22 protein-coding genes are annotated in these 24,523 nt (G+C 48.4%); 11 read left to right on the top strand and 11 right to left on the bottom strand.

The window, feature by feature from the left end; all coding sequences use genetic code 11:
- The first annotated feature begins 6 nt into the window (after positions 1-6).
- The 3 genes from IE064_RS06315 (at position 7) to IE064_RS06305 (ending at position 2,962) form a co-directional block, all read left to right on the top strand.
- The gene (locus IE064_RS06315; protein WP_133039387.1) at positions 7-1,119 is read left to right on the top strand and encodes a PilT/PilU family type 4a pilus ATPase; all 1,113 of its coding nucleotides are present in this window, start codon (positions 7-9) and stop codon (positions 1,117-1,119) included.
- A 114-nt stretch (positions 1,120-1,233) separates the two neighbouring features.
- Entirely contained in the window at positions 1,234-2,331 is a 1,098-nt protein-coding gene (locus IE064_RS06310) for a putative porin (protein WP_189617116.1), read from the top strand.
- A 70-nt stretch (positions 2,332-2,401) separates the two neighbouring features.
- Complete coding sequence (locus IE064_RS06305) at positions 2,402-2,962, top strand: glutathione peroxidase (RefSeq protein WP_133039388.1); 561 nt, start codon at positions 2,402-2,404, stop codon at positions 2,960-2,962.
- A 55-nt stretch (positions 2,963-3,017) separates the two neighbouring features.
- Here IE064_RS06305 and ruvX read toward each other — a convergent pair whose 3' ends face one another.
- The 4 genes from ruvX to IE064_RS06285 all read right to left on the bottom strand — a co-directional run bounded on the left by ruvX (position 3,018) and on the right by IE064_RS06285 (position 4,862).
- Positions 3,018-3,440 (bottom strand): Holliday junction resolvase RuvX, encoded by a 423-nt coding sequence (gene ruvX, locus IE064_RS06300; protein ID WP_133039389.1) that lies wholly within the window; start codon positions 3,438-3,440, stop codon positions 3,018-3,020.
- Positions 3,437-3,997 (bottom strand): YqgE/AlgH family protein, encoded by a 561-nt coding sequence (locus IE064_RS06295; RefSeq protein WP_189617115.1) that lies wholly within the window; start codon positions 3,995-3,997, stop codon positions 3,437-3,439. The genes ruvX and IE064_RS06295 overlap by 4 nt, the downstream gene beginning before the upstream one ends.
- Positions 3,998-4,022: 25 nt before the next feature.
- Positions 4,023-4,352 carry a stress response translation initiation inhibitor YciH gene (gene yciH, locus IE064_RS06290; protein ID WP_133039391.1) on the bottom strand — a complete coding sequence of 110 codons (330 nt, stop codon included), beginning with the start codon at positions 4,350-4,352 and terminating at the stop codon, positions 4,023-4,025.
- A gap of 186 nt (positions 4,353-4,538) precedes the next feature.
- Positions 4,539-4,862, bottom strand: a complete 324-nt coding sequence (locus tag IE064_RS06285) for a hypothetical protein (RefSeq protein WP_133039392.1) — start codon at positions 4,860-4,862, stop codon at positions 4,539-4,541.
- Between the two features lie 174 nt (positions 4,863-5,036).
- Between IE064_RS06285 and IE064_RS06280 the strand changes: the two genes are divergently transcribed.
- The 3 genes from IE064_RS06280 (at position 5,037) to tpx (ending at position 7,295) form a co-directional block, all read left to right on the top strand.
- A complete protein-coding gene (locus tag IE064_RS06280) occupies positions 5,037-5,597 on the top strand; it encodes a DUF4136 domain-containing protein (RefSeq protein ID WP_133039393.1) in 561 nt (186 codons plus the stop codon).
- Positions 5,598-5,831: 234 nt separating this feature from the next.
- Positions 5,832-6,656, top strand: a complete 825-nt coding sequence (locus IE064_RS06275; RefSeq protein ID WP_133039394.1) for a mechanosensitive ion channel family protein — start codon at positions 5,832-5,834, stop codon at positions 6,654-6,656.
- A gap of 63 nt (positions 6,657-6,719) precedes the next feature.
- On the top strand, positions 6,720-7,295 hold the full coding sequence (gene tpx / locus IE064_RS06270) for a thiol peroxidase (RefSeq protein WP_189617114.1): 576 nt from the start codon (positions 6,720-6,722) through the stop codon (positions 7,293-7,295).
- A gap of 48 nt (positions 7,296-7,343) precedes the next feature.
- On the opposite strand, the gene IE064_RS06265 is transcribed toward tpx, so the two are convergent.
- Positions 7,344-7,979 (bottom strand): trimeric intracellular cation channel family protein, encoded by a 636-nt coding sequence (locus IE064_RS06265; RefSeq protein ID WP_189617113.1) that lies wholly within the window; start codon positions 7,977-7,979, stop codon positions 7,344-7,346.
- Positions 7,980-8,240: 261 nt separating this feature from the next.
- On the opposite strand from IE064_RS06265, the gene ltaE reads away from it, so the two are divergent.
- Complete coding sequence (gene ltaE, locus IE064_RS06260) at positions 8,241-9,257, top strand: low-specificity L-threonine aldolase (RefSeq protein ID WP_189617112.1); 1,017 nt, start codon at positions 8,241-8,243, stop codon at positions 9,255-9,257.
- A gap of 219 nt (positions 9,258-9,476) precedes the next feature.
- Positions 9,477-9,845 (top strand): acyl-CoA thioesterase, encoded by a 369-nt coding sequence (locus tag IE064_RS06255; protein WP_133039398.1) that lies wholly within the window; start codon positions 9,477-9,479, stop codon positions 9,843-9,845.
- Between the two features lie 241 nt (positions 9,846-10,086).
- On the opposite strand, the gene IE064_RS06250 is transcribed toward IE064_RS06255, so the two are convergent.
- On the bottom strand, positions 10,087-10,344 hold the full coding sequence (locus tag IE064_RS06250) for a YfhL family 4Fe-4S dicluster ferredoxin (RefSeq protein ID WP_189617111.1): 258 nt from the start codon (positions 10,342-10,344) through the stop codon (positions 10,087-10,089).
- A 12-nt stretch (positions 10,345-10,356) separates the two neighbouring features.
- Complete coding sequence (gene trhP, locus IE064_RS06245; RefSeq protein ID WP_189617110.1) at positions 10,357-11,733, bottom strand: prephenate-dependent tRNA uridine(34) hydroxylase TrhP; 1,377 nt, start codon at positions 11,731-11,733, stop codon at positions 10,357-10,359.
- Between the two features lie 302 nt (positions 11,734-12,035).
- Between trhP and IE064_RS06240 the strand changes: the two genes are divergently transcribed.
- Together IE064_RS06240 and IE064_RS06235 are read left to right on the top strand one after the other, a co-directional pair.
- A complete protein-coding gene (locus IE064_RS06240) occupies positions 12,036-12,878 on the top strand; it encodes an HDOD domain-containing protein (protein WP_189617109.1) in 843 nt (280 codons plus the stop codon).
- 78 nt (positions 12,879-12,956) lie between these two features.
- On the top strand, positions 12,957-14,459 hold the full coding sequence (locus IE064_RS06235; protein WP_189617108.1) for a putative bifunctional diguanylate cyclase/phosphodiesterase: 1,503 nt from the start codon (positions 12,957-12,959) through the stop codon (positions 14,457-14,459).
- Between the two features lie 136 nt (positions 14,460-14,595).
- On the opposite strand, the gene IE064_RS06230 is transcribed toward IE064_RS06235, so the two are convergent.
- From IE064_RS06230 to ettA, 3 genes are all read right to left on the bottom strand, one after another.
- Positions 14,596-17,703: a multidrug efflux RND transporter permease subunit gene (locus tag IE064_RS06230; RefSeq protein ID WP_189617107.1), complete on the bottom strand. Its 3,108-nt coding sequence runs from the start codon at positions 17,701-17,703 to the stop codon at positions 14,596-14,598.
- Positions 17,690-18,799 carry an efflux RND transporter periplasmic adaptor subunit gene (locus IE064_RS06225; protein WP_189617106.1) on the bottom strand — a complete coding sequence of 370 codons (1,110 nt, stop codon included), beginning with the start codon at positions 18,797-18,799 and terminating at the stop codon, positions 17,690-17,692. The genes IE064_RS06230 and IE064_RS06225 overlap by 14 nt, the downstream gene beginning before the upstream one ends.
- A 208-nt stretch (positions 18,800-19,007) precedes the next feature.
- Positions 19,008-20,675 carry an energy-dependent translational throttle protein EttA gene (gene ettA / locus IE064_RS06220; RefSeq protein WP_189617105.1) on the bottom strand — a complete coding sequence of 556 codons (1,668 nt, stop codon included), beginning with the start codon at positions 20,673-20,675 and terminating at the stop codon, positions 19,008-19,010.
- Positions 20,676-20,880: 205 nt separating this feature from the next.
- Here ettA and IE064_RS06215 point away from each other — a divergent pair, with 205 nt between their 5' ends.
- Positions 20,881-22,350: a sensor domain-containing diguanylate cyclase gene (locus IE064_RS06215; protein ID WP_189617104.1), complete on the top strand. Its 1,470-nt coding sequence runs from the start codon at positions 20,881-20,883 to the stop codon at positions 22,348-22,350.
- Between the two features lie 49 nt (positions 22,351-22,399).
- Here IE064_RS06215 and IE064_RS06210 read toward each other — a convergent pair whose 3' ends face one another.
- Entirely contained in the window at positions 22,400-24,289 is a 1,890-nt protein-coding gene (locus tag IE064_RS06210; RefSeq protein WP_229799882.1) for a M61 family metallopeptidase, read from the bottom strand.
- Positions 24,290-24,523 lie beyond the last annotated feature (234 nt).

Genomic DNA, 24,523 nt, shown 5'->3' with positions numbered 1-24,523 from the left:
GCGGTGATGGACGTCAGACCTTTTCTTGAGGAAATGGTAGCCCGCAAAGCCTCCGACCTGTTTATTACGGCAGGCTTTCCTCCTAGCGCCAAGATTGATGGTGAGCTGCGGCCGCTGGCAGAAAATCCTTTCACACCGGCACAGGCGCTGGAATTTGTTGAATCATTGATGACACCAGAGAACAAAAAAGCCTTTCATGACAGCAAAGAGTGTAATTTTGCTATTGGTGTTAAAGATTTAGGACGGTTTAGGGTTAGTGCTTTCTGGCAGCGTGAAGCCGCTGGCTGTGTGATGCGGCGTATTGAAATTCGTATCCCCACAATGGAAGAACTGAGTCTGCCAGCGATTCTCAAAGATCTGGTGATGAGTAAACGTGGGCTGGTGATTATGGTCGGTGGCACGGGTACCGGTAAATCTACTTCGCTGGCGGCACTTATTGGCTATCGTAACAGTAATTCCAAAGGGCACATTCTGACTATCGAAGATCCCATCGAGTTTGTGCATCAGCACCGTAAGAGCATTATTACTCAGCGCGAAGTCGGCATTGATACCGAATCTTTTGATGCAGCGTTGAAAAGCTCTCTGCGACAGGCGCCAGATGTGATTCTTATTGGTGAAATCCGTAGCCAGGAAACGATGGAATTTGCGTTGTCTTTTGCTGAAACTGGCCACCTGTGTATGGCGACATTGCATGCCAATAATGCTAACCAGGCGCTGGATCGCATTATGCACCTCGTGCCAGAAAGTAAACACCGACAATTGTTATTTGACCTGTCATTGAATTTACGTGGCATTGTGGCGCAACAATTGATCCCCAAAGCGGATGGTAGCGGTCGCCGTGCGGCCATTGAAATTTTGATCAATACTCCCCGAGTCGCCAGTATTATTCAAAACAACGAGTTACATCTACTGAAAGAGACTATGGCTAAATCGAATGAGCAAGGGATGCAGACGTTCGATCAGGCGCTGTTTAAGTTGTTTAACGATGGTGAAATCACCTACGCCGAAGCGTTACGTCATGCCGATTCTCCAAATGACCTGCGTTTGATGATCAAACTACAAAGTGGCTCTACTGGCTCTACTGGAGCGATGGAAGGCGTCACACTGGATATGGATTGAGTATAATAAATAGAGGTTTTTTACTATAAATATTTCATTTTCATTGTGTAATTCGAATTTAAATTAATTTTTTGTTAGTATCCATCGCCATTTTTTATATAAACGGAGAAGAGGATGAGAATTAGCAAAAGACTAGGGGTTGTGGTTGCGACCTTGGGATTTTCCTTTCCGGTTTTGGCTGTGCCTGTTTCCGATAAGCTGGATATTGGCGGGGCGGTACGTTTGAACTATGGCTGGAAGGATTACGATAACAATGCCAAGTTTGAATTTGAGCTGTTCCGCGCCGATGTTAACTATGATGATGGACAGTTGTTTGCTTCAGCGCAGTATCGCTGGTATCAGGATCAGGACGTTATTCATCACGCATGGATGGGTTATAAGTTTTCGGAACAGTCCAGCGTGAAAATTGGGGTAACCCAAGTTCCTTTTGGCTTGTTACCTTATGCGTCGCATTCTTTCTGGTTCGGCGGCACTTATTATCTTGGTTTTGAAGATGATTATGATGCCGGTGTCCATTGGCAATACGAGCAGGATGGTTGGCGCTACGATTTAGCCTATTTCGCTAATGATGAATATGGTGACGGTAGCCGCTTCAAGCGTTATTCCTTTGACACTGCCACTACAGCCGCGAGTCCCTATGAAGAAGCAGGACAACTCAATGGCAGAATTGAGCGGAGTTTCAGTAGTGGTGGTATCAGTCATAAGCTCGGCGCCTCTTTGCAGCTTAATCGGTTTGATTATCGCCCGGTAACAGATGCAGTGGCGGGAAGTGATAGCGATGGTTTTGCTGTAGCTACACACTGGCAAATGGACTGGCAAGGCTGGCAGACACAGTTGCAGTATCTGCATTACGATAATGATATCGCTGGCGGTCGTATGGCAATGTCTGCTTTTGCCTATCCATTTGAAGTGGCGGCTAAAGCGAATGTGCTCAGTGCCAATCTGTCTCGCAGTATGGATGTGCACTGGGGGCCGGTCTCCAATATCACCTGTTATAACGATTTCACCCACATAGCGGCATCTGGCACTGGTCTCGATGACTCCATCCAAAACGTGACTGGTTGCTCAATCACTGCGGGGAAATTCTACAGCTACGTTGACTGGATTGCGGGTAAAAACATGTGGTTTGCTGGTGGTCCGGGGATTGGTATTGATGATGGCAATAACGGTTGGCATTCGCGCCTGAATATTAATATCGGCCTTTATTTTTAACGCTGGTCGTCAGCCTTGTGCTAGCCTCAGTCAGAAATCTCATTTATTTATTAATACCGAGGGACAGAGTATGAAAGTGCAAGGCTATCTGCCAATGATGTTGCTATGGGCTGCATCGGCTACTGCGGCCCAATGCCCGGATTATCTCAATCTGCAACTGCGAAAGTTACATTCCCAGGAAATGGTCGACTTGTGTGCTCTCACTCAAGGGAAACCCGTGTTGATAGTGAATACTGCCAGTCATTGCGGTTTTACCCCACAGTTTAAAGGGCTGGAAGCGTTACATGAAAAATACCGTGATAAAGGTTTGGTGGTGATTGGCTTCCCTTCTGATGATTTTTTCCAGGAGGAAAAACAGGAAAAAGACACGGCGAAAATCTGTTACATCAACTACGGAGTAACTTTCACCATGATGGCGACATCAGCGGTGCGAGGCAGTGATGTTAACCCGGTCTTTGCCTATCTTGATGATAAAGCTGGCTCGCCAAAATGGAATTTCTTCAAATATCTGGTCAGTGGTGATGGTAAAAATGTGCAGCAGTTTAATTCTCGGGTTACGCCTGACAGCAAAGAACTCAACGATGCAATTGATAAATTGCTGGCAGCTGAAACTGCATCAACACCGCATTAGCGGTCGTTTTGTCGTAACTAAAAGGTGTGGTTTGCTAGCATCTTATTATTAACACTCAAGCTCCATACTGATTTTCAAAAAAGCTTTCAATAATCAGTACTGCAGAGACAGCATCCACTTTGCTTTTACCTAAGGCTTTAAAGCCACCGAGTTCGAATAATCTGGCTTTGGCATCCGTGGTGGTCAGTCGCTCATCCTGAGTGACTACCGCCACTCCAAAGCGACCATGGATGCGATTAGCAAACTTACGGGCGCGCTGTGTCATTTCCTGTTCACTGCCATCCATATTTAACGGCAAACCAACCACCACCAGATCAGGTTGCCATTCCTGTAACAGCGCCGCAATCTGCTGCCAGTCGGGTACGCCATCATTGGCTTTGAGTGATAACAGCGGCTGAGCACTTGCCGTGATCTCTTGTCCTACTGCTACGCCGATGCTTTTGGTGCCAAAATCGAAACCAAGTACAGTTTTACTCATGCATGACCTATATCGCCGGACATTTGCCAGGCATCAAAACCCAGCGAATGAGTTGCTTTTTCCCAGCGTTCTTCGAAAGGAGTGTCAAACAGCAGCGCTTCTGTTGCCGGTATCGTTAACCAAGAGTTTTCTGCTAATTCCTGTTCCAGCTGATTACGACTCCAGCCTGCATAACCCAGCACCACCAAAAAATGTATTGGCGCTTTGGCCGTGCCTAATGCCGCCAGAATATCTCGGGAGGTTGTGAGCATGAGTTCATCACTGACCTGATTGCTGTTCGCCCAATGTGGCTGGTTGCTGTGCAACACAAAACCACGCTCTGGATTAACTGGCCCGCCAATCAGCACTTGATTTTCCAGCGATGGAATAATTTGCGGTGCTTCCTTTAAGTCCAATTGTGCCAGCAATTCCTGGACTTCCAGACCTATCGGGCGATTAACCATCAACCCCATTGCGCCTTTGGCATCATGTTCACAGATATAAATCAATGAACGCTCGAAAAATGTGTCGTTCAGCGAGGGCATGGCGATAAGGAAATGGTTTTGCAAACTGTCCATTCAACGACTCCTGGTTAGCGGTTTGTTAGCCACCGGCCAACTTCACCTGGTAACCCATTTTTTCCAGCAGGGTTTTAAGTTGCTCTCGATTATCAGTCTGAACCTCGATAGTAAACTCCTTGACTGTACCACCACAACCGCATTGTTTTTTTAGCTTTTGCGCTAAGGCTTTCAACTCATCAATATTCAGAGCGAGCCCGCTAATAACGGCAACGCCTTTGCCTTTGCGCCCTTTGCTGTCGCGATGAATTCGTACTATGCCATCTCCTTTTGGGATTTCTGGCGCAGGCGCGGTTTCGGTAATACGGCCCTTATCTGTACTGTATACCAAGGTAACATTGGGGTCGGATTTCATGGCGATATTCCTGACGTCATCATGCTAATAGTCTAACAGATTTACTATACAGGCCCATAGTTTACAGTATGAGGCTGCTCCTAAAAAAAAGACCACCAATTGGTGGTCTGAAACTGACTTTAATTGCAGGGATATAAAATCAGTATGGGTTGTCTCATTAGAGACACAGATGAGGAAGCGTTAAGTTCACCCCAGCAATGTGCCCAGTAACACCGAGATCATGGACAACAGTGCACAGGCTAACACCCAGGGACGCCAGGCCGGGATAAGTAATGTTAATGGTGTCAGTACAAAACCAACGGCGGCAAGGCTGAAAAATGAAAATGCATTAGTAAACAAGTGGCCACCGAGCCAGCACAGTATGGTTAATGGCAGTAATAGCCAAGATTTATGCAGATCTAGTGATGATAATCCTGGCATATTGAGATTTTCAGATGATGATGTGAGTCGGCTGGGTACGGTCAGTAACAGCAAGCCGGCGATGACGAAGACACTTAAGAACCAAACCATGATCATCTTCCTTAATTTGTTAATGATAATTATTATCATTTATGATTTAGGAAAGATCAAGTGATATTGAAATAAGATGCAACTTTTTAACGGTTGTTGTTGAGTTCACTGACTTGTAAGCTGTCTAACTGAAGAGATTGCGTGTTGTTAACGCGGAAGCGAAAGGTGAGTCCCATGAAAAAACTGATTTTTGCGGCATTAGTGCTGTTGATGGGTGGCTGTAGTGCTCTGGATACCGGCTGGGATTACAACCCAGAGGTGAATTTTTCACAGTACAAACACTATGCCTGGGTGCCTGCAACCAAAGAGAATGGTGCGGAATATCAATTAAACGGATTGCTGGATCAACGTGTGAGGGAAGCCGTTGATACGGAAATGGCTCGCAAAGGCTATGTCAAAGTCGCTGCGAAAGATGCCGATGTTCTGGTCAATTATCTGACTAAAACAGACAAACGTTTTAAAGTCGACAGTATTAATTCTGGCATGGGGTATAGCCCATTTTGGGGACCACGCTGGTATTTTGGCGGTTCAATCCAGAGCAATACGCAAGTGAAAGAGTATGAAGTTGGAACTCTGATCCTTGACTTAGTGGATGCTAAAACCAACAAGCTTATATGGCGCGGTGCCGCTAATGGCGTGATCCGTGACTACAAGACCCCTCAGCAACGTATTGCTAAAATGAACGAAGCGGTTACCGGAGTATTAGCGAATTTTCCTCCAAAACCAGAAAAATGAGCGTTATATCCAACCCACAAAAGGCGGCCTCAAGTCGCCTTTTTCATTAGCGCAATTGTTTAGCTATCATGACTCGCCTTTGTAGCACGTCAGTTAATGAATTCTAGATGCAAGCCTGTTCACAAAAGGTTATCTTATTAGGCGATCCCGCTGGGATGCGCAAGCCGACAAGGACGCCTCTGACCGCAGCATCGGGTTAGTCAAATTGTTAATAAAGGTAAAGGGAGTACGTGAATGGATAACATCGAAGAGCTCATGAAACAGGTGCCGGAATTGGTGGCAGTGTATGGCCTTAAAATTATTCTGGCACTGGTAATTTTCTTCGTTGGTAAGTATTTTTCCGGCGTTGCTAAAAAGATCACTGAGCGTCTGCTGAACAATCGTAAAGTGGATAAAACGGTATCCACCTTTGTTGCCAATATGGCATGGGCGGTGGTGTTTACCTTTACCGTGATCGCGACCTTGGGACAAGTGGGGATCCAAACTGCATCGCTGGTTGCGGTGCTCGGTGCTGCAGGTTTGGCGGTTGGTTTAGCGCTGCAAGGTTCATTATCTAATTTCGCGGCGGGAGTGTTGTTGGTGATGTTCCGCCCCTGTCGGGTTGGGGATTATATTGAAGCTGGCGGCGTCGCAGGTATTGTGGACGAAATTACCATCTTTGCCACTCGTCTGAAGAGTCCTGATAACAAGGTGATTACCGTCCCAAACTCGTCCATTATGAATGGCAGTATCGTCAACTATTCCATGATGGATAAACGGCGTCTGGATTTGACCATTGGGGTTTCTTACGATGCTGATATCCGTAAAACCAAGCAACTGTTGTGCGATATTCTCGAAAGCAACGACAAGGTGCTGAAAGACCCAGCGTATACAGTTGGTTTGGCAGCATTAGGTGATTCTTCAGTGAATTTTGTGGTGCGTCCTTGGGTAAATGCCGCTGATTATTGGCCTACTCACTTTGAATTGATGGAGCAGATCAAGCTGGCATTGGATGAAAACGGTATCGGTATTCCTTATCCACAAATGGATGTCCACATCAAAGAGATGCCTGCCAAGTAATCAGATTTCGATAAAGACCGGCTCTGTGCCGGTTTTTCATTAGCACTATTGGAGGAGGCGATTATGTATAAGTATGCGGCATTATTGGCGTTGACCTTATTAGGACTCAGCGGCACAGCACAGGCAACGGAAGTTACCCTAGCAGGGAAAAATGTGTCACTACTTGGCAAAATGCCGCAGTTAGGGCAGATGGCTCCGGGATTTAGAGTCGTTGACGATAAATTCCAGCCAGTAAGTCTTAGCGATTTTAAGGGGAAAACGGTACTTATCAGTGCGGTGCCCAGTCTGGACACTGGGGTGTGTGCACTGCAAACCAAACGCTTTAACAGTGAAGTGGCAAATTTTGATGCTTCGTCTGTGGTGATGCTTAGTATCAGTGAAGACTTACCCTTTGCGCAAAAACGTTTTTGCAAGGTAGAGAATGTAGATAATATCAAAGTATTATCAGATTCCGTTTGGCGTGATTTTGGCGAAAAATATGGCCTCGTTATAAAAGATATGGGGATTTTGGCTCGCTCAATTTTTATCATCGATCCTCAAGGGAAACTGCAATATCTGGAGTTGGTTCCAGATGTCAGCCATCATCCAGACTATGATAGGGCATTGGCTGCGTTAGCAGAGATCAGCAAGCAGTCCTAAGCGGCTTTTATTAGACGCCAGTGCTTTGGCCGGCGTCTAATAAATTCACTACTCATGGTGTTGGTCGGTGGAATAGTGAAAGGTTGGAACGGACCAACAGAAGCGAATTGCCAGCATCCGCAGACTAAAACCCAACCAAAGGCTGATGCCAAGGCTGAGCCAGGGTTCAGTTCCGGTTATCTGTAACATCACGTAGCAACTGGCGGTAACGATGGCCACAATGCCATAGAGTTCTTTACGGAAAATCAGTGGCATCTGATTGCAGAGAATATCGCGGAACACGCCGCCAAATACCCCGGTAATGACACCCATTACTACAGCCACGGCAGGGCTAAAACCAAGTAATAGCGTTTTTTGTGCCCCAATGACAGAGAATACGGCCAGGCCTAAGGCATCGATGGTCAGAAACAGTTTTGCCAGATAGCGCATCAGTGGTGCTATCACTACCGTAAGCAGGGAGGCGAGTACAATGGCTAACAGATAGTGCCAGTTCTCTACCCAGATAAGTGGATAATTCCCCAGCAACATATCGCGCAGTGTGCCGCCACCTATGGCGGTGGCACAGCCCACAATAACCACACCAAACAGATCCATGCGTTGCTTCCCAGCGGCCAGCGCGCCAGTCATGGCCTCAGCAATAATACCGACAAACCACAACAGCAATACAAATTGAGTGTCCTGCATTTTATATCCAGACGAACGAGAAAGTGGGCATTTTGAATGATGTTACAGTAAAACCCAAGTGAGATATTTTTATTTATACATCAATAAAACTAATGACTAATTTTTATATTTTACTGATTATTAATGGTTATTTTTAAAATATTGATATTTTTGAATAGTAAATATTGGTGTTTCTGCCCGTGCGGTATTTATGGTTCCGTGCTGTACAGCTACTAAGTGGCAGAGTAAAGTTTAATCCCCCAGATTTTAGCGGATAAAGTGATGATTGATTTACGAAGTGACACGGTGACACAGCCTACGGCAGCAATGCGAGCAGCGATGGCTAGTGCAGTTGTTGGCGATGATGTCTATGGTGATGATCCGACCGTCAACCATTTGGAACAAATGGCGGCAGAGATGCTCGGTTTTGATGATGCCTTGTTTACGACTTCTGGCACCCAGGCAAATCTGTTGGCATTGATGTCACACTGTCATCGTGGTGATGAATATATTTGCGGGCAACAAGCACATAACTATAAATACGAAGCTGGTGGTGCGGCGGTATTAGGTAGCATCCAACCTCAGCCTATTGCTAACCAAGCCGATGGTAGTTTGCTGTTGGCTGACGTGAGTGCTGCCATCAAACCGGATGATTTCCATTTCGCGCGAACCCGCTTAATCAGTTTGGAGAACACGATTGGTGGCAAGGTGCTGCCACAACAGTATCTGGCTGATGCTCAGCAATTGGCGTTTTCAAAAGGGCTTAAAATCCATTTGGATGGAGCTCGCGTTGCTAATGCTGCAGTTGCTCAAGGACTGGCGATTGCCGATATTATGCAGTTCTTTGACTCCGCAACTCTGTGTTTGTCAAAAGGGCTGTGTGCCCCGGTGGGATCACTGTTATTAGGGGATGAACACTTTATTCAACGAGCTCGGCGTTGGCGTAAAATGTTGGGTGGCGGTATGCGTCAGGCGGGCATTTTGGCGGCAGCCGGTGAACTAGCGTTGACTCAGCAGGTGGCGCGGTTGGCAGACGATCACGCCAATGCCCAGATACTGGCCGAAGGCTTATCGCAAATCGCGGAGTTAACTGTTGATCGGTCGCTGGTGCAAACCAACATGGTATTTGCTGAACTGGACAGCAAAGTAGATCCTCAATTACTGACAACAAAGCTGGCCGAAGCTGGGGTGCGGATCAGCGCCAGCAAATCATTGCGATTGGTGACCCATAACGACATTGCTACCGCTGATATCCATAAAACCATTGCTGCCTTTAAACACTGCTTGGCACATGTTTAATCAGGCGTTAGAGGAGCGTCAATTGCTCCCTTTTTCTGTGAGCTTACATGACCGCTGTCAACAGCGCTGTTACGGTGCAGTCATTGACTAAAAATGGTGCATCAGTACACATTTTCTTTTATCTTTAAAATATAACCATTTGAATATTATCAATAAATAAAATTGGCTCTGTACTTGCTAACTCACTGATATATGTGTTTTAGAAATGGACGCGTCAGTATGAAGTACTATAGTCGCCGCTTGATTAAGCATGAACATCTGAACCCGGCAGGCTCACTTTTCGGTGGTCAATTGCTCAGTTGGATCGATGAGGAAGCGGCCATCTTTGCCGGATGTCAGATGAAAAGTCGCAACCATGTCACCAAGTTGATATCTGAAATCAACTTTATGACAGCCGCAAAATTAGGGGATGTGATTGAGTTTGGTTTAGAACTGATAAGTGTGGGCCACACCTCGATTACGGTGCGCTGTGAAGTGCGCAATAAGCAAACCCTGGCACCTATCGTTAGCATCGACAAGATGGTGTTTGTCAATGTCAACGAGGCAGGTCTGCCCGTTCCCCACGGTGCAACTGCCGACGCAGCTTAAGGTTAGCGTCAGTCTTATTGTATCTTTTGTTTTACTCATTTGACCGCATCGCGCGAGGCAAGACCAACGTCCCAGGTAACATCTCGCGCGGTGTGGCCAATCTCAGTCATTCTTTGCGTTGCGGCTTGTGTGGCGGATATTCTGTCGGTTCACGTGAGTCTGGCACAGATGATTAGCCGCGAGATACTCAATATAAGCTCATGTGCTTGACGCTTCTGATTGGCCGGTTTCTGACGATGGCTTAATCTTTTAGCTTGCCAGTCAATCGGGCATATTTCAGTAGCAGCTCATCGTGACTCTCTAGCCGTTGAGGGTCAACCTCAATGCAATCGATAGGACAGACGGAAACGCAGGTTGGTTTATCATAGTGACCAACACATTCAGTGCAGCGCTCGGGATCGATAAAGTAGATTTCTTCTCCCATGCTGATCGCCTGATTCGGGCATTCAGGCTCACACATATCACAGTTGATACAGGTGTCGTCTATCAGTAACGCCATGGTCCGTCTCAGTTATTCGCTTTGGTGTGGGTTGCGGGTGTCCTGACCTGTTGGCAGATTGCGCAGCAAAATACCATGCTCAAGAGCCACTTCCTGCGGTACTGGTAAGTAAACAGTATGGCCATTGCCTGGGCCGCAATCAATGGCTTCACCTTTGCGATTCCGCAGTGATTCAATAGTAAGGCTGATGTTACCTTGCGGCGTCATCAGTTCGACACTGTCACCGACACTGAATTTATTTTTCACTTCGATTTCGGCCAGCCCGTCAGCATTGCGTTTACCCGTCAGCTCTCCTACAAACTGCTGGCTGTCGCTGACAGAGTAACCGTAATCATAATTCTGATATTCATCGTGTACGTGACGACGCAGGAAACCTTCGGTGTAGCCACGATGTGCCAATCCCTCCAGTTGCGTCATCAGACTGCGGTCAAAGGAATGACCAGCAGCGGCATCATTGATTGCTTGACGATAGAGCTGTGCGGTGCGGGCCACATAGTAAAATGACTTGGTACGGCCTTCGATTTTTAGAGAATCCACGCCCATGCGCGCCAGGCGTTCTACATGCTGTATGGCACGTAAATCTTTAGAATTCATGATGTAGGTGCCGTGTTCATCCTCAAACGCTGGCATGTACTCCCCGGGACGATTGCCTTCCTGTAACAGGAAGATTTTATCAGTCGCTGGACCTTCGCCGAGGGTCGGCTTTTCAATCTGAACCGCAGTGTCATTGACTGGATTAACGGCAATGATGTCACCTGAATCGTTCTGGGTAGCTTCATGAACATCATATTTCCAGCGGCAGGCATTGGTGCAAGTGCCTTGGTTGGGGTCGCGTTTGTTAATATAGCCGGAGAGCAGGCAACGCCCAGAATACGCCATACACAGCGCGCCATGTACAAACACTTCCAATTCAATGTCCGGGCAGCGTTGGCGGATCTCTTCGATTTCGTCCAGTGACAGCTCGCGTGACAGAATTACCCGTTTAATTCCCTGGCTTTCCCAGAATTTGACTGAAGCCCAGTTAATCGCGTTCGCTTGCACCGACAGATGAACCACCTGCTCTGGAAATGCTTCGCGCACCATCATGATGAGGCCGGGATCAGACATGATTAATGCGTCTGGTTTCATGGAAACCACAGGTTCCATGTCCTTGATGTAGGTTTTCAACTTAGCGTTATGTGGGGCAATATTGCTGACAACATATAATTTTTTGCCAAGCTGATGCGCTTCATCGATGCCGGTGGCCAAGTTCTCCATATTGAAGTCATTGTTGCGTACCCTCAAGCTGTATCGCGGCTGGCCGGCATATACGGCATCGGCACCGTAGGCAAAGGCGTAGCGCATATTTTTCAATGTCCCGGCAGGGGACAACAGCTCTGGTTTGAACATAACTTACTCTCACTATTGGAAGTCCGGCAGTCACGAATGCGTGACAGGCGCCGCATTTTACTGAATATCAGCCTGTCGATGCAAATGAAAGACCGATTAATTTACTCTGGTTTTTTAGCCTAGGTACTGACATAGAAAAAGGCGCTATTACCGATAACATATCGGTGGATTCCCTGATTAGCTAAATCCTGTGGAAATACCGGCAGATATCACGGAACACCAGCGATATCTCCTCCCTGTCGCAATGGAAGCTGATATAATGAATCACATATTTTAAACATCAAGGTTACATTGGGGCGCGCATGTCAACAGAGCACCAGCTGTTGGTCAGTCTTCTGAAAAAGTTGAAATACGATACTCTGGTACTGCCAACCCTGCCGGAAGTGGCAATTCGAGTGCAGGAAGTGATGAGCCGTCAGGATTCCAGTTTGAAGCAGATTGCCGAAGTTATCGGGCAGGATGCGGCGATTTCGGCTCGATTAATCAAGGTGGCCAATAGCGCCTTATATAGCCGTGGGGTTAAGGCTGAAAATATCAGCCAAGCGGTGACTCGTATCGGACTGGCACAGATTAAGTCCATTGTTACTTCTATTGCGATGGAGCAGTTGTTTATCTCCACCAACGAAATGGTGTGGGAGGTCATGGATGAAGTCTGGGGCACTTCAATTGAGGTGACCGCGGCGGCGGCCTCTATGTTGTTAATGTATAAAGCTCAGCACCCGGAAATCCAGCTCAACTATGATACGCTGACATTGGCCGGTCTGGTACACAATATCGGGGCGCTACCAGTGCTGACGGAGGCTGAGTCTCATCCTGAATTCTTCAGCAGCATCGGTCAATTACGCGCACTTGTGCGCAAATTGCAAGGGCCTATTGGCCGCGCGGTATTGAACAGTTGGTCGTTTACGCCAGAAGTCACCGAAGTCGTCGAACGCTGGGCGGATTTGCATTACTTACCGGAACAGGTCACTTATCTGGATTTTATCCGTGCTGCGGCATTTTATATCGGAGAATTGCGTGCGGGACCTGAGCTGCAACAACGGTTGGATGTGTTTATCAGCAAAGGGCTGCCGGTGACTCCTGATGACCTAGCAAGTGATGAATTTTTGGAACATTTCCACTCAATAAAAGCCAGTTACGATTAGCATTAAATCGGGTATGCTGCGAATACACCGTAAATTCGAATCACACCGGACGGGTGTTTGGTGAGTTGGGGATAGCAGATGAATTTTGGGTTGATAGGATTGTTGACCATCAGTGTGCTGGCAGGAGCCATCATTTGGATACGTTATCACCGACTTAAGCAGTTTGTGGCACGGTTGGCAGACGATTTGCGGTTTCAGGTTGAGCAGCGTCAGCCTCTAGAGATCCTCTCCGTTCCTGAACGTGCCGTGCCGCTGTACCTCGCCATCAAATCCCTGTTGCGGCAACTCCCTTCTAACATTGGTCGGGATCCCTTGACCGGACTTCCTAATCGTCAATGGTTCAAACGTGCCATTACCCCGCTAATGCCGGTTACCCGTGGTACGCTGGTGATGTTGGATATTGACCGTTTCCGTCTAGTTAACGATTTGTTTGGTTTCAGCACCGGTGACGAATTACTGCAGGGCTATGCTGCCAGATTACGGCAGAGCCTGTCGCAACCACGTTTGGTGGCGCGCATGGACGGAGACGAATTTATACTCTTCTACGAGCAGCCACTGGCAATTGAGGCGCTAAAGGGGTTACAGCTGGAGTTACAGCAGCCATATCTAGTAGACAAAACCCCTATAGGGATCAAGGTCAGAGTCGGTTATTTGCAACTGGAAGCACACCACGCCGATATCAGTTTGATGTTGAAAAGAGTGGATTTAGCCGTTAAAAAAGCGCGCGATAGCCGCAATGGCATTGCCGATTATGAAACGGGGGATGATAGCTTGCATTTGCGCGAGATGCAGATCATTCATGGCTTACCTAAGGCTCTCCACAACAACCAGCTGTACTTGGTTTATCAACCGAAAGAGAGCCTGCATTCCGGTAAATGTAAGCAAGTGGAAGCGCTGCTTCGCTGGGAACACCCACAGCTGGGTATTGTTCCACCGGCGGAATTTATTCCGCTGGCGGAGTGTGCGGGGATGATTTCATTGGTGAGTCATTGGGTACTGGAAAAGGTACTGCAGCAACAGCAGCAGTGGCGAGCTAATGGCGTCGAAATCAGAGTGGCCGTAAATCTCGCTGGCAGCGATTTTGAGCAGGATATTGTGACCTGTATTGAACAGAAGCTACAGCAGTACCAACTTCCGGGTGATGCATTGGCGTTGGAGATAACTGAAGGGGTGCTGATTGCCAATACTGGCGGTACCCGCGATAAGCTGCAACAATTGCGGCAGCTGGGCATTGAAGTCGCCATTGATGACTTCGGTACTGGACACTCATCGCTGGCGTATCTAAAAGATCTTCCAGTGGATGAAATCAAGATAGATAAAGCTTTTGTTGATGATTTACTGTTGGATTGCCGTGCTGAATATATCATGCAATCCACCATCAATTTAGCACACCATCTGGGCTTCCGGGTGACTGTTGAAGGGGTGGAAAACTCATCTCAGCGTGAAGCACTCAAAAAGATGGGCGCTGATTTACTACAAGGCCAGTTATTTGCGCATCCGATGCGGGCCGCAGAGCTGGTTTACCATAGTCATCGGCTGAGCCTGGGCAATGGTCTGCCGTTAACCCATGCAATCAGTTAATGACGTTGGCCCGCGGCATCATTTAATCAACGCCGTTATCAACGGCAGAAAAGCTGTTGAAATGCCAGATGACTATGTCAAAGGGACGCCCACTGGGCGTCCCTTTGGTTTGATATTGCTCAGTCTTCACTTGGGTTTAGGTATTCGGCTCGTTTTTCTGTTTTGCTAAGGCGTCGTTAAGTTGTGCCTCAACCCAACCGGGCGACTTAGTGTTATAGGACAGCAAGCGATACATAGCGGGGATCACCAATAGTGTCACAAAGGTAGCGAAAGCCATACCAAAGAAAACGACCGTCCCCACAGCTTGACGACTTTCTGCTCCAGCACCGCTGGAGAGGATCAATGGGATTGCGCCAACTAACGTGGTAAAAGCCGTCATTAGAATCGGCCGCAGTCGCCGCGCTGAAGCGTCAACAATCGCCTGTTCAAAGGCTAGACCCCGATCGCGTAACTGGTTGGCAAACTCCACAATCAGAATACCGTTTTTAGTCACCATGCCAATCAACATAATCATGCCAATCTGGCTGTAGATGTTCAGCCCTTGCTGTGTCAGCCATAACCCCAGGAAACCACCAAATACCCCCATGGGCACAGTGAACATCACCACCAGTGGATTGATAAAACTCTCAAACTGCGCCGCAAGAACCAGATAGGCGACCAACAATGCTAACCCGAACACTACCAATACGCTGCTCTGGTTCTCCTTGAAATCTTTTGACTCGCCGGAATAGCTGATACTGATATCGCCAGGCAGTAGCTCTATTGCTTTATGATCCAGAAACATAAGCGCTTCGCCCAGGGTGTGACCCGTATTGAGGTTGGCGCTAAGGGTGATGGATTTTTTCTTATCCGTGTGACTCAGACGTTGAGCCGATGCTTCCTCTTCAACATGTGCCACACTGTCCAGTGTCACCAATTGGCCTTTAGCGGTGCGTACGTAAATTTTGCTTAAGTCCGTCATGCTGTTGAAATGATTTTCGTCACCACGCAGATAAACATCATATTCTTCGCCACGCTCCACATAGGTGGTTTGGGTGCGTCCCCCCAGCATCACTTCGAGGGTGTCTGATACATCGGAGACGCTGATCCCCAGTTCGGCAGCTCGCTGGCGATTGACTGTGACTAAGAGTTCCGGGGTGGTTTCAGCGTAATCCAAATCAGCGCCATTCATGATGCCGCTATTGTTGGCCTGCTGTTGCAGCAACTGCGCCCATTTGAACAGCTCTTTGTAATCGGAGCCACCAATGACGAATTTCACTGGTTCGCTGGAGCCGCCACGAAATCCGGGCAGCATGGGGCGCACCATAATATCGGGAATATCTTTCAATGCTTGCGTGACGATCCCTAGGATCTGTTGCGCATTCATCTGCCGCTGTCCCCAGTCTGGCAGGCGCATGATCACAAACCCTGTCTGGTCACCCGCGCGGCCACCAAATGCGGGCGCTTGGATGCTGAAGGACTTCAGTAGCCCCTGGTGTAACAGTGGCATCAACCGACTTTGTACAATATCCATGTTAGCGGACATGCGGTTGTAACTGGTACCTTCTGCCCCTTTGACAAAGGCATAAATCACTCCACGATCTTCCATTGGAGCCAGTTGCGACGGCACTCTTTGCATCAACAGATAGCTGCCCGCAATACACGCCAGAATGACTAACGGCGCGGCCATCTTGTGCTGGATAGAGAATTGCACCGCACTGCGATAATAACGTTCGAGGTTAGCGAAGACGCAATCCAGCAACCGGTTCAGTGCATTGGGTTTTTCATTGGCTTTGAGCAGCTTGCTGGCTAATACCGGTGTCAGGGTCAAGGCCACAATGGATGAAAACACCACCGAAACTGCCAGCAGCACCGAGAATTCGGTAAACAACAGTCCTACCATCCCTTCCATAAAGGAGATTGGCAGAAATACCATTACCAGCACTGCAGTGGTGGCAATTACCGCAAAACCTACTTCGCGGGTGCCTTTATAAGCCGCAACCAATGGCGCTTCACCGCGTTCAATATGATGGAAAATGTTCTCCACCACCACAATGGCATCATCCACCACCAGCCCAATTGCTAGGATCAGTGCCATTAACGTTAGCAAGTTGATGGAAAACCCCATGAAATACGCCACCATAAACGCGGAGATCAACGACACCGGTACGGTGACGGCGGGGATAAGTGTGGCGCGTACCTGTCCAATAAAGATATACAACACCAGTACCACCAACGCACCGGTGATATATAACGTGCTGTATACCTCATCAATGGCTTGGTCGATAAATACGGTAGCGTCGTAACCGATTTTCAGTTGTGTCCCTTTGGGAAGAAACTCTTGCAGTTGCTTGACTTGCTGTGTCACTGCTTTGGCTACTTCCAACGGGTTGGCATCTGACTGCGGAATGATCCCTAGGCTGATATTCGCGATGCCGTTACTCTTGTATGTTGAGTTTTCGTTTTGGGCGCCGATGTAGACATCGGCAATATCTTTCAAATAGATAGGTGTTCCGTCACTGGCGGTCCGTACCTGCAGATAATCAAAATCCTGAGGATGCAGATATAAACGTGCCGTCCGCACTGTCATGGTGGTGGCATCGTTACGGATCTGGCCGCCGGGAGACTCCATGTTCTCGTTATTGAGCGCAGTAATCACATCATTGACGGTGATGCCACGGCCTGCCATCTCTTCGGGTTTGAGTTTTACGTACATCACCTGCGTGAGACCGCCGGAGATATTAATCGAGCTGACGCCACTGATCAGGTTGAACTTATCTTCCAATACCCGGCGCGAATAATCGGTCAGTTGGGTACGATCCATTTCTGTGGAACTCAAATCCACATAAATGGCCGGATCGCCGTTACCGTTATCTTTATAGACAATCGGGTCCAGCGCTTCTTCTGGTAAGCGCCGTTGTGCCCTAGCGACCGCGTCACGCACATCGCTGACACCCTCGGTGATATTCCAGCCAAGTTTGAAATTAACGGTGATGCGGGATGAGCCGTTACGACTGACGGAGGTGATCTGATCGATACCGCTGATGCCGGTCAACTGGTCTTCAATATTTTTGGTGACTTGGCTTTCCATGATGGAAGCGCTGGCACCTGTATACGTGGTGCGGATACTGACAACGGGTTTTTCCACATCCGGCATTTCGCGGACGGACAGTTTGCTGAAAGACACCAAACCAAAAACACACAGCAACAAGCTCAGTACAATAGCCACAATTGGGCGCTTTACCGAAACATCAGAGAGCAGCATTGCCTGGCTCCTGTTTCATGGTCTGGCTGGATTCTGGGTTCTCCGGTATGGTTTGCAGGAGTTTTACATGCACGCCATCGCGGATATTGACCAATCCCTGTACCACAATTTGATCACCCGCTTGCAACCCATCGGTAATCAAAACCAGATTATCCACGCGGGCGCCCAGATGGACTTCTGTGCGGTGAGCTATCTGCTTATCATCGACTTTGTAGACAAAACGCTTGGTACCTGAATATTCCAGTGCTTGCACTGGGATCACTGGTTGGTGCACTGGCGGAAAGCTCATCACCGCTTCGAGCATCATGCCGGGCCTCAGTTTATTGTGTGGATTTTCAAACTGCACCCGCGTACGCACGTTAAGGGTTTCTTCATTGATGCGGGGGTCAATTGCGACGACCTTGCCTGGAAACTGTTCTCCCGGCCAGGCGCCACTGGTGGCAGAAACTTCCATGCCTAGGCTTAACTGCGACAAATGGGCTTCTGGCACCTGCAGATCGAGTCGCAGCAGACTCAGATCATCTAGCGACAGCAAGGTATCGCCCTGACTCACCATCTTGCCACGACTGAAATCTACCAATCCCACAATGCCGTTGAACGGGGCTTTGATGTGATGATAAGACAGGTCTGCTTTGGCTGATGCTAGTCTGGCCGATGCAATGTCAACACTGGCGCGTTGGGCGTCAATCTCGGTCTGGGTGATGGCATCACTGTGTGCCAGTTTTTCATATTCCCCCAACTTACGCTTTTCGTCTGCCAGATAAGCGTCTGCTTCCATCACTGCGGCTGCGGCTTTGGCATCTTCTAACGCGACTAACAACTGACCTGCTATCACTTGCTGATTGGAGCGTACGGCAATGGTTTCCACTTTGCCCGCGACTTGAGGCGCAATATATACCGAATGTTCCGCACTGAGCTTGCCCACCAGTTTGATGTCGGATGCCAACTCTTTATCAGCCACTTCGGCGGTGACTACCGGGATAGCCCTATCTTTTTCATTATGCGGTGCTGCTTGTTCTGGTGCTGATGCTTGCCAGCGATAAATGCCCGCGGCACACAAGCCGACTATCACGATAGTGAAGATAATTTTTTTCATAGGATCAGTACTGCTGCAGTTGTATATCCGCCCCCCGGATATTGGTAGCCATTTTAGGTGAGGGATGGTTAAAAACTAAGAGCTAGTGGGGGAAAAAGTGTAAACAAATACTCTGTGTTACTAACAGAATCGCAGCATTGCTATGTGTTGATAATGTGGCATATAAAAAAGGAGACATATGTCTCCTTTTCTACATTAAATGCGTGACTTACTTAGTCATACGTTTGTATTTCAGTCGATGCGGTTCAATCACGTCCGCACCAAAATTATCTTTCAGCCAGTTAGAATATTCGCTGTAGTTGCCTTCGTAGAAGTTCACTTTACCCTCATCTCGGTAATCCAGAATATGGGTACAGATACGGTCGAGGAACCAGCGGTCGTGGGAAATTACCATGGCGCATCCAGGGAACTCCAGTAACGCCTCTTCCAGTGCGCGCAAGGTTTCCACATCCAGATCGTTGGTCGGTTCATCCAGCAGCAATACGTTACCGCCCGATTGCAGCAGCTTGGCCAGATGCACACGGTTGCGTTCGCCACCTGAAAGGGTGCCGATAACCTTTTGTTGATCGCCACCACGGAAGTTAAAGCGGCCAACATAGGCGCGGCTAGGGATTTCCAATCCGTTGATCCGCATGATGTCTTGTCCGCCAGAGATCTCCTGCCAGATAGTGTTTTTGTCGTTCATCGAATCACGGAACTGCTCAACCGATGCAATCTGTACGGTATCACCAATTTCCACTTCGCCTTTGTCTGGCGTTTCGGCACCGGTGAGCATTCTGAACAGAGTGGATTTACCGGCACCGTTAGGACCGATAATACCGACAATGGCACCTTTAGGGACAGTGAAAGACAGATCATCAATCAACACGCGATCGCCGTAGCTCTTGGTGAGATTACGGACTTCAATCACCTTATCCCCTAGACGTGGGCCTGGTGGAATAAACAGTTCGTTGGTTTCGTTACGGCGCTGGTATTCTTGGCTGTTCAGTTCTTCAAAGCGAGACAGACGCGCTTTGCCTTTTGACTGGCGGCCTTTGGCTCCCTGACGAACCCATTCCAGTTCTTTGGCAATAGTCCGCTGACGGGCATTTTCAGTTGCTGCTTCCTGTTGCAGCCGCTGATCTTTCTGCTCTAACCAAGAGGAGTAGTTACCCTGCCACGGGATACCTTCACCGCGGTCCAGTTCCAAGATCCAGCCTGCGGCGTTATCGAGGAAGTAACGGTCATGGGTGATGGCGACCACTGTCCCTGGATATTCGTGCAGGAACTGTTCCAGCCAAGCCACTGATTCCGCATCCAGATGGTTGGTGGGTTCGTCCATTAGCAGCATTTCCGGTTTTTCCAGCAGTAGTCGACAGATGGCGACGCGACGGCGCTCACCACCGGAAAGCACTTCAATCTTGGCATCCCAATCTGGCAGGCGCAGCGCATCGGCGGCTCGTTCCAGAATGTTGTCCAGATTATGCGCATCATGTGCCTGGATGATTGCCTCCAGTTCGCCTTGTTCTTTAGCGAGTGCATCAAAATCGGCATCTGGTTCCGCATAAGCGGCATATACTTCATCCAGACGGGTCAGCGCATTTTTGGCTTCGCTTACGGCTTCTTCAATGGCTTCGCGCACGGTCTGCTGTGGATCTAACTGCGGTTCCTGTGGCAGATAACCGATTTTCAGCCCTGGCATAGGACGGGCTTCGCCGTCGAATTCCTTATCCACTCCTGCCATAATGCGCAGCAGTGAGGATTTACCAGAACCGTTAAGACCCAGAACACCGATTTTGGCACCGGGGAAGAAACTCAAAGAGATGTCTTTGAGAATTTGCTTCTTGGGTGGCACCACTTTGCCTACCCTGAGCATGCTGTATACAAACTGAGCCATAGTTACTCTCTGTGTTTTTGCTTGGCGGCAGTGTACTAAATTGCGGCGATTGCTGCCAATCCAGCCTTAATGGAAACGAGGACGTTTTTTCTGGGTATATTAGTAACAAATTGATAAAATTCGGGATGTTAATTTATTTTATCCCACCTTTAGTTTGTGCCGGTATCAGCGGTTTGATGCTGGTCGGTATCCTGTGGAGCACTTTATGTTGAGAAGACACCAGCCACTGGCAAATGTTCGTAATAAGATGCTGTGGTTGTTCAGTGGCTTGTTGTTTTTAGTTTTTTTTGTGATGAGCTGGAGCAGCTACCATGTGGCGCAGAAGTCCATTTCGCGTCAGATTGAGCAGAATTCGCTGCCGCTTACCAGCGATAATGTCTACTCACAGATCCAGCGGGATCTGGTGCAACCCATTTTTGTGGCAACGTTGATGGCGCATGACACCTTTGTCAGGGACTGGGCGCTACAACCTGCGCCGCCAAAAGAACCCATGCAACGTTATCTGCAGGAAATAGACCGTCGTTTTGGCACCATTATCTCTTTCTTTGTGCTAGATAAAAGCCGTCGTTATTACCTGCCGGATACGGCAGATCACATTATTGATGAGCATAGTCATCGTTATGAATGGTATGAGCAAGTCAAGGCATTGCCACAATCCAAGCCTTATCTGGTGACGGTTGGCCCGGATGAACAACGTCCCGGTAAAATGGATATCTATATCGATCACCAAGTTTATGACTATCAACAGCAACTGATTGGGGTGACAGGTGTCGGCTTGTCAGTTGATAAAGTTGGCGAATTGATCAATCTCTACGAAAAACGTTATCAGCGCACCATCTATTTTGTCGACCAACAGGGGAAGGTGGTGTTACATGGTGAAAATTTCACTGGGGCAGCGACGTTGCAACAGATGCCAGGCATGCAACAAATAGCATTGCGTTTGTTATCCGCGCCGTCCGGCAGCTTTCATTACGTGCTTAGTGATGAAAAAGTCTATGTCAACGCACGCTTAGTGCCAGAATTTAACTGGTATTTAGTGGTTGAAGAACACGCATCACCCGCGCAGCAAGCGGTATTTCGCACTTTCATGATCAATCTCGCCATTGCCATAGTGATTACCTTGCTGGTGCTTGGACTCAGCTTGCTGACGCAGGGGCGTTATCAGCGCAAGCTAGCGGCTCAGGCGGCGTTAGACCCTTTGACTAAAGCGATGAATCGGCAGACTTGCGAGGAGTTTTACGAATTACTGCTAGAACAGTGCCGACACCAGCATCAGTCATTGTCGGTTCTGGTGTTCGATGTCGATTATTTCAAATCGGTGAATGACAAATATGGCCATGATATGGGAGACCTGGTGCTGAAACGTCTTGTTAAAGAGTTGCGTTCCCAGACCCGTTACGCCGATGCGGTATGCCGTTGGGGGGGTGAAGAGTTCGTATTGTTACTGGGGAACTGTAACCGCGAAAAAGCATGGAGTCTGGCAGACCGTATACGTCAGCGAGTTATGACGCTAGATTTCAATGCGGGTACTGGTACTTTCCAGATCACCCTCAGTTGTGGCGTGGCAGAAGCAAGATTGGAAGAAGACCTCGCGGAGGTCGTTAAGCGGGCCGATGCGGCACTTTATCGTGCCAAGGACAGCGGCCGCAACCAAGTGTTGTATGCTGATGAATAACTGTTCGCGCTAATAAAACGCCCGGAAAATCCGGGCGTTTTGCGCTAGTTTACAAGGCTTTTAATATTTCACTCAGGTAGTCGGGTTGGCTTTCAATCCGTACCAGATGCGGGTACATCAGACCGCCGTGATAATTGATGCTGATGGTTTTATATTGATCAAACTCTTTAACCAGCAGTTCTACCGGCGCTTTGCTGGTTCTGGCTGCGGTGATGGCATCTTTTAGATATTCAGCCTTATAGGCTTCACCGTTGACGGCAATTAAGGTCATGCTAGGTGACAAGCCTGCATTAAACGCAGGACTATCCCATAACACGTCCTGCAATTTGCCGTCTTTATTGACAGAAAAACCCAGGGAGTAGGTGAAGTCAAAGCGTTTAGCGCGATCTTCCATCGCTTTTACTGCTGCTGATGGGGTGTCGTTATACTCCAACTTCCAGCCTTGATCTTTCAATGAGTCAGACAGATTGACATGGCCTTTCAGCCGCGCATTGATAAAACTGGCCCAGTCGTATTTCTGGATACCATCAAGCGTTGCCACAACATCATCAAACGTATAAGTGTTGATATCCCAGGCACCTGGATGCACACCAAAGAAGGCTTTGGCAAAATCATTAAGGGATTTTTTATCACCAGAGAGATTACGTAATTTGGCATCGACGGCGTACCAAATCAGCTGTCCTCCTTGGTAATAATCCTCACTCATCTGATAGTTACGAAACGCCAGTGGTGAACGTTGGGCAATGGTTGGATCGTTGGTGGTATCCAGAATGGTGCGCCATTTCATGCCAGGACGGCCTTTATCATATGTTGCCCCCAGCAGTGCCAGCATATCCATGGCATTGTCATGGCTCCACAGGCCGGAACGTGCGGCTACAATGTAACCCCAAAACTGTGTCTGCCCTTCGTAAACCCACAGCCCCTGATCTTGCTTCACTTGGTTGTAGGTCGGTGTCCACAACTCGGCCGGACGGCGGTATTTGCCATCCCAAGAGTGGTTGAACTCATGTGCCAGCAGATCGCGACCTAACCAGGATTTATCCCACTTAGTAAAATAATCTTGCTTGCCACTGTTTTCGCTGGAACGATGATGCTCCAAGCCGATACCACCGAGCTTGTCAGTTAGTGCCAGCAAAAAGTCATAATGGTTGTAGTGGTGGGCGCCATAGAGCTTATACATCTGTTGTACCAGTGCTTGGTGCGCCTTGAGACCTTCGTCGCTGATTTCTAGATCTTTGGCCTTATCGGCAAATACGTTGAGATGTACCGGAGTGTCAGCACCGGGATCGAGATCCACTTGCTTATAATACTTACCCGCAAACATAGGGGAATCGACCAGATTTTCAAAATCGATGGTCTTAAAGCAGTAGCTGCTGTCTTTATGATGACTATCTTCCAGTGCGGTGGCATAGTGCCAGTCTTGTGGCAGTGTGACACAGGAATCTACCTTAATTTGCCGGGTGTAATAGCCCGCCGGATACAGGGCGACAGTATTCCATTGCAGGTTAAGCATTTCCGGGGTCATCACCACCCGACCTTGGCTACGGTCCTGGGGTGACAAAAATTTAAAACTCACTTCTACACTGTCAGCGCCTTTGGGGACATCAACATGAAATGCATACACATTTCCTGGGTCACGTTCCCAAGACAGCGGCTTACCATTAGCCTTAAATTCAAAACCGGCAACTTTATCAATGGGGCCGGTAGGTGAATGGTGACCAGGGATCCACGACGGATACAGTAACGTTAATGGTCCAGGTTTGGCGGGGATCACTTCGCTGATATTAAAAATACGATGTGACAGGTCGGTGGCGTCCACCTTGAGTTTAAGGGTACCAGGGTAGGCTTGATCCACTGGTGCCGGAATATCGGCAAAAGCAGACCCGGCCGCACCCATTAGCACGCTGAGAACAGCGGCCTTGACGGCAGAGTTATTCACTGGGAGCTCCTTTCTTCTTGTTGTCGGGCGCTCATTTCGGCGCCTCTTTTCAGTGCCGGTGTCCGGCAAAAAAATTATTGTTAGTTCCGGCGCTGTGGCTGGATTTTGACCTTTATTATTGAGGGTCGTTGGTATCGACGCCAGTATCAGCGGCAACTGATACAACATACACGGCGGAAAAACGCTTTTAAAGGCACAAACCGGACGCTAGGCAGGCTTAAGTGTTGCTGTTTG

It is taken from the genome of Shewanella fodinae, assembly GCF_014651955.1.
Taxonomy (GTDB): domain Bacteria; phylum Pseudomonadota; class Gammaproteobacteria; order Enterobacterales; family Shewanellaceae; genus Shewanella; species Shewanella fodinae.
This window is presented reverse-complemented; position numbering and strand designations above follow the sequence as displayed.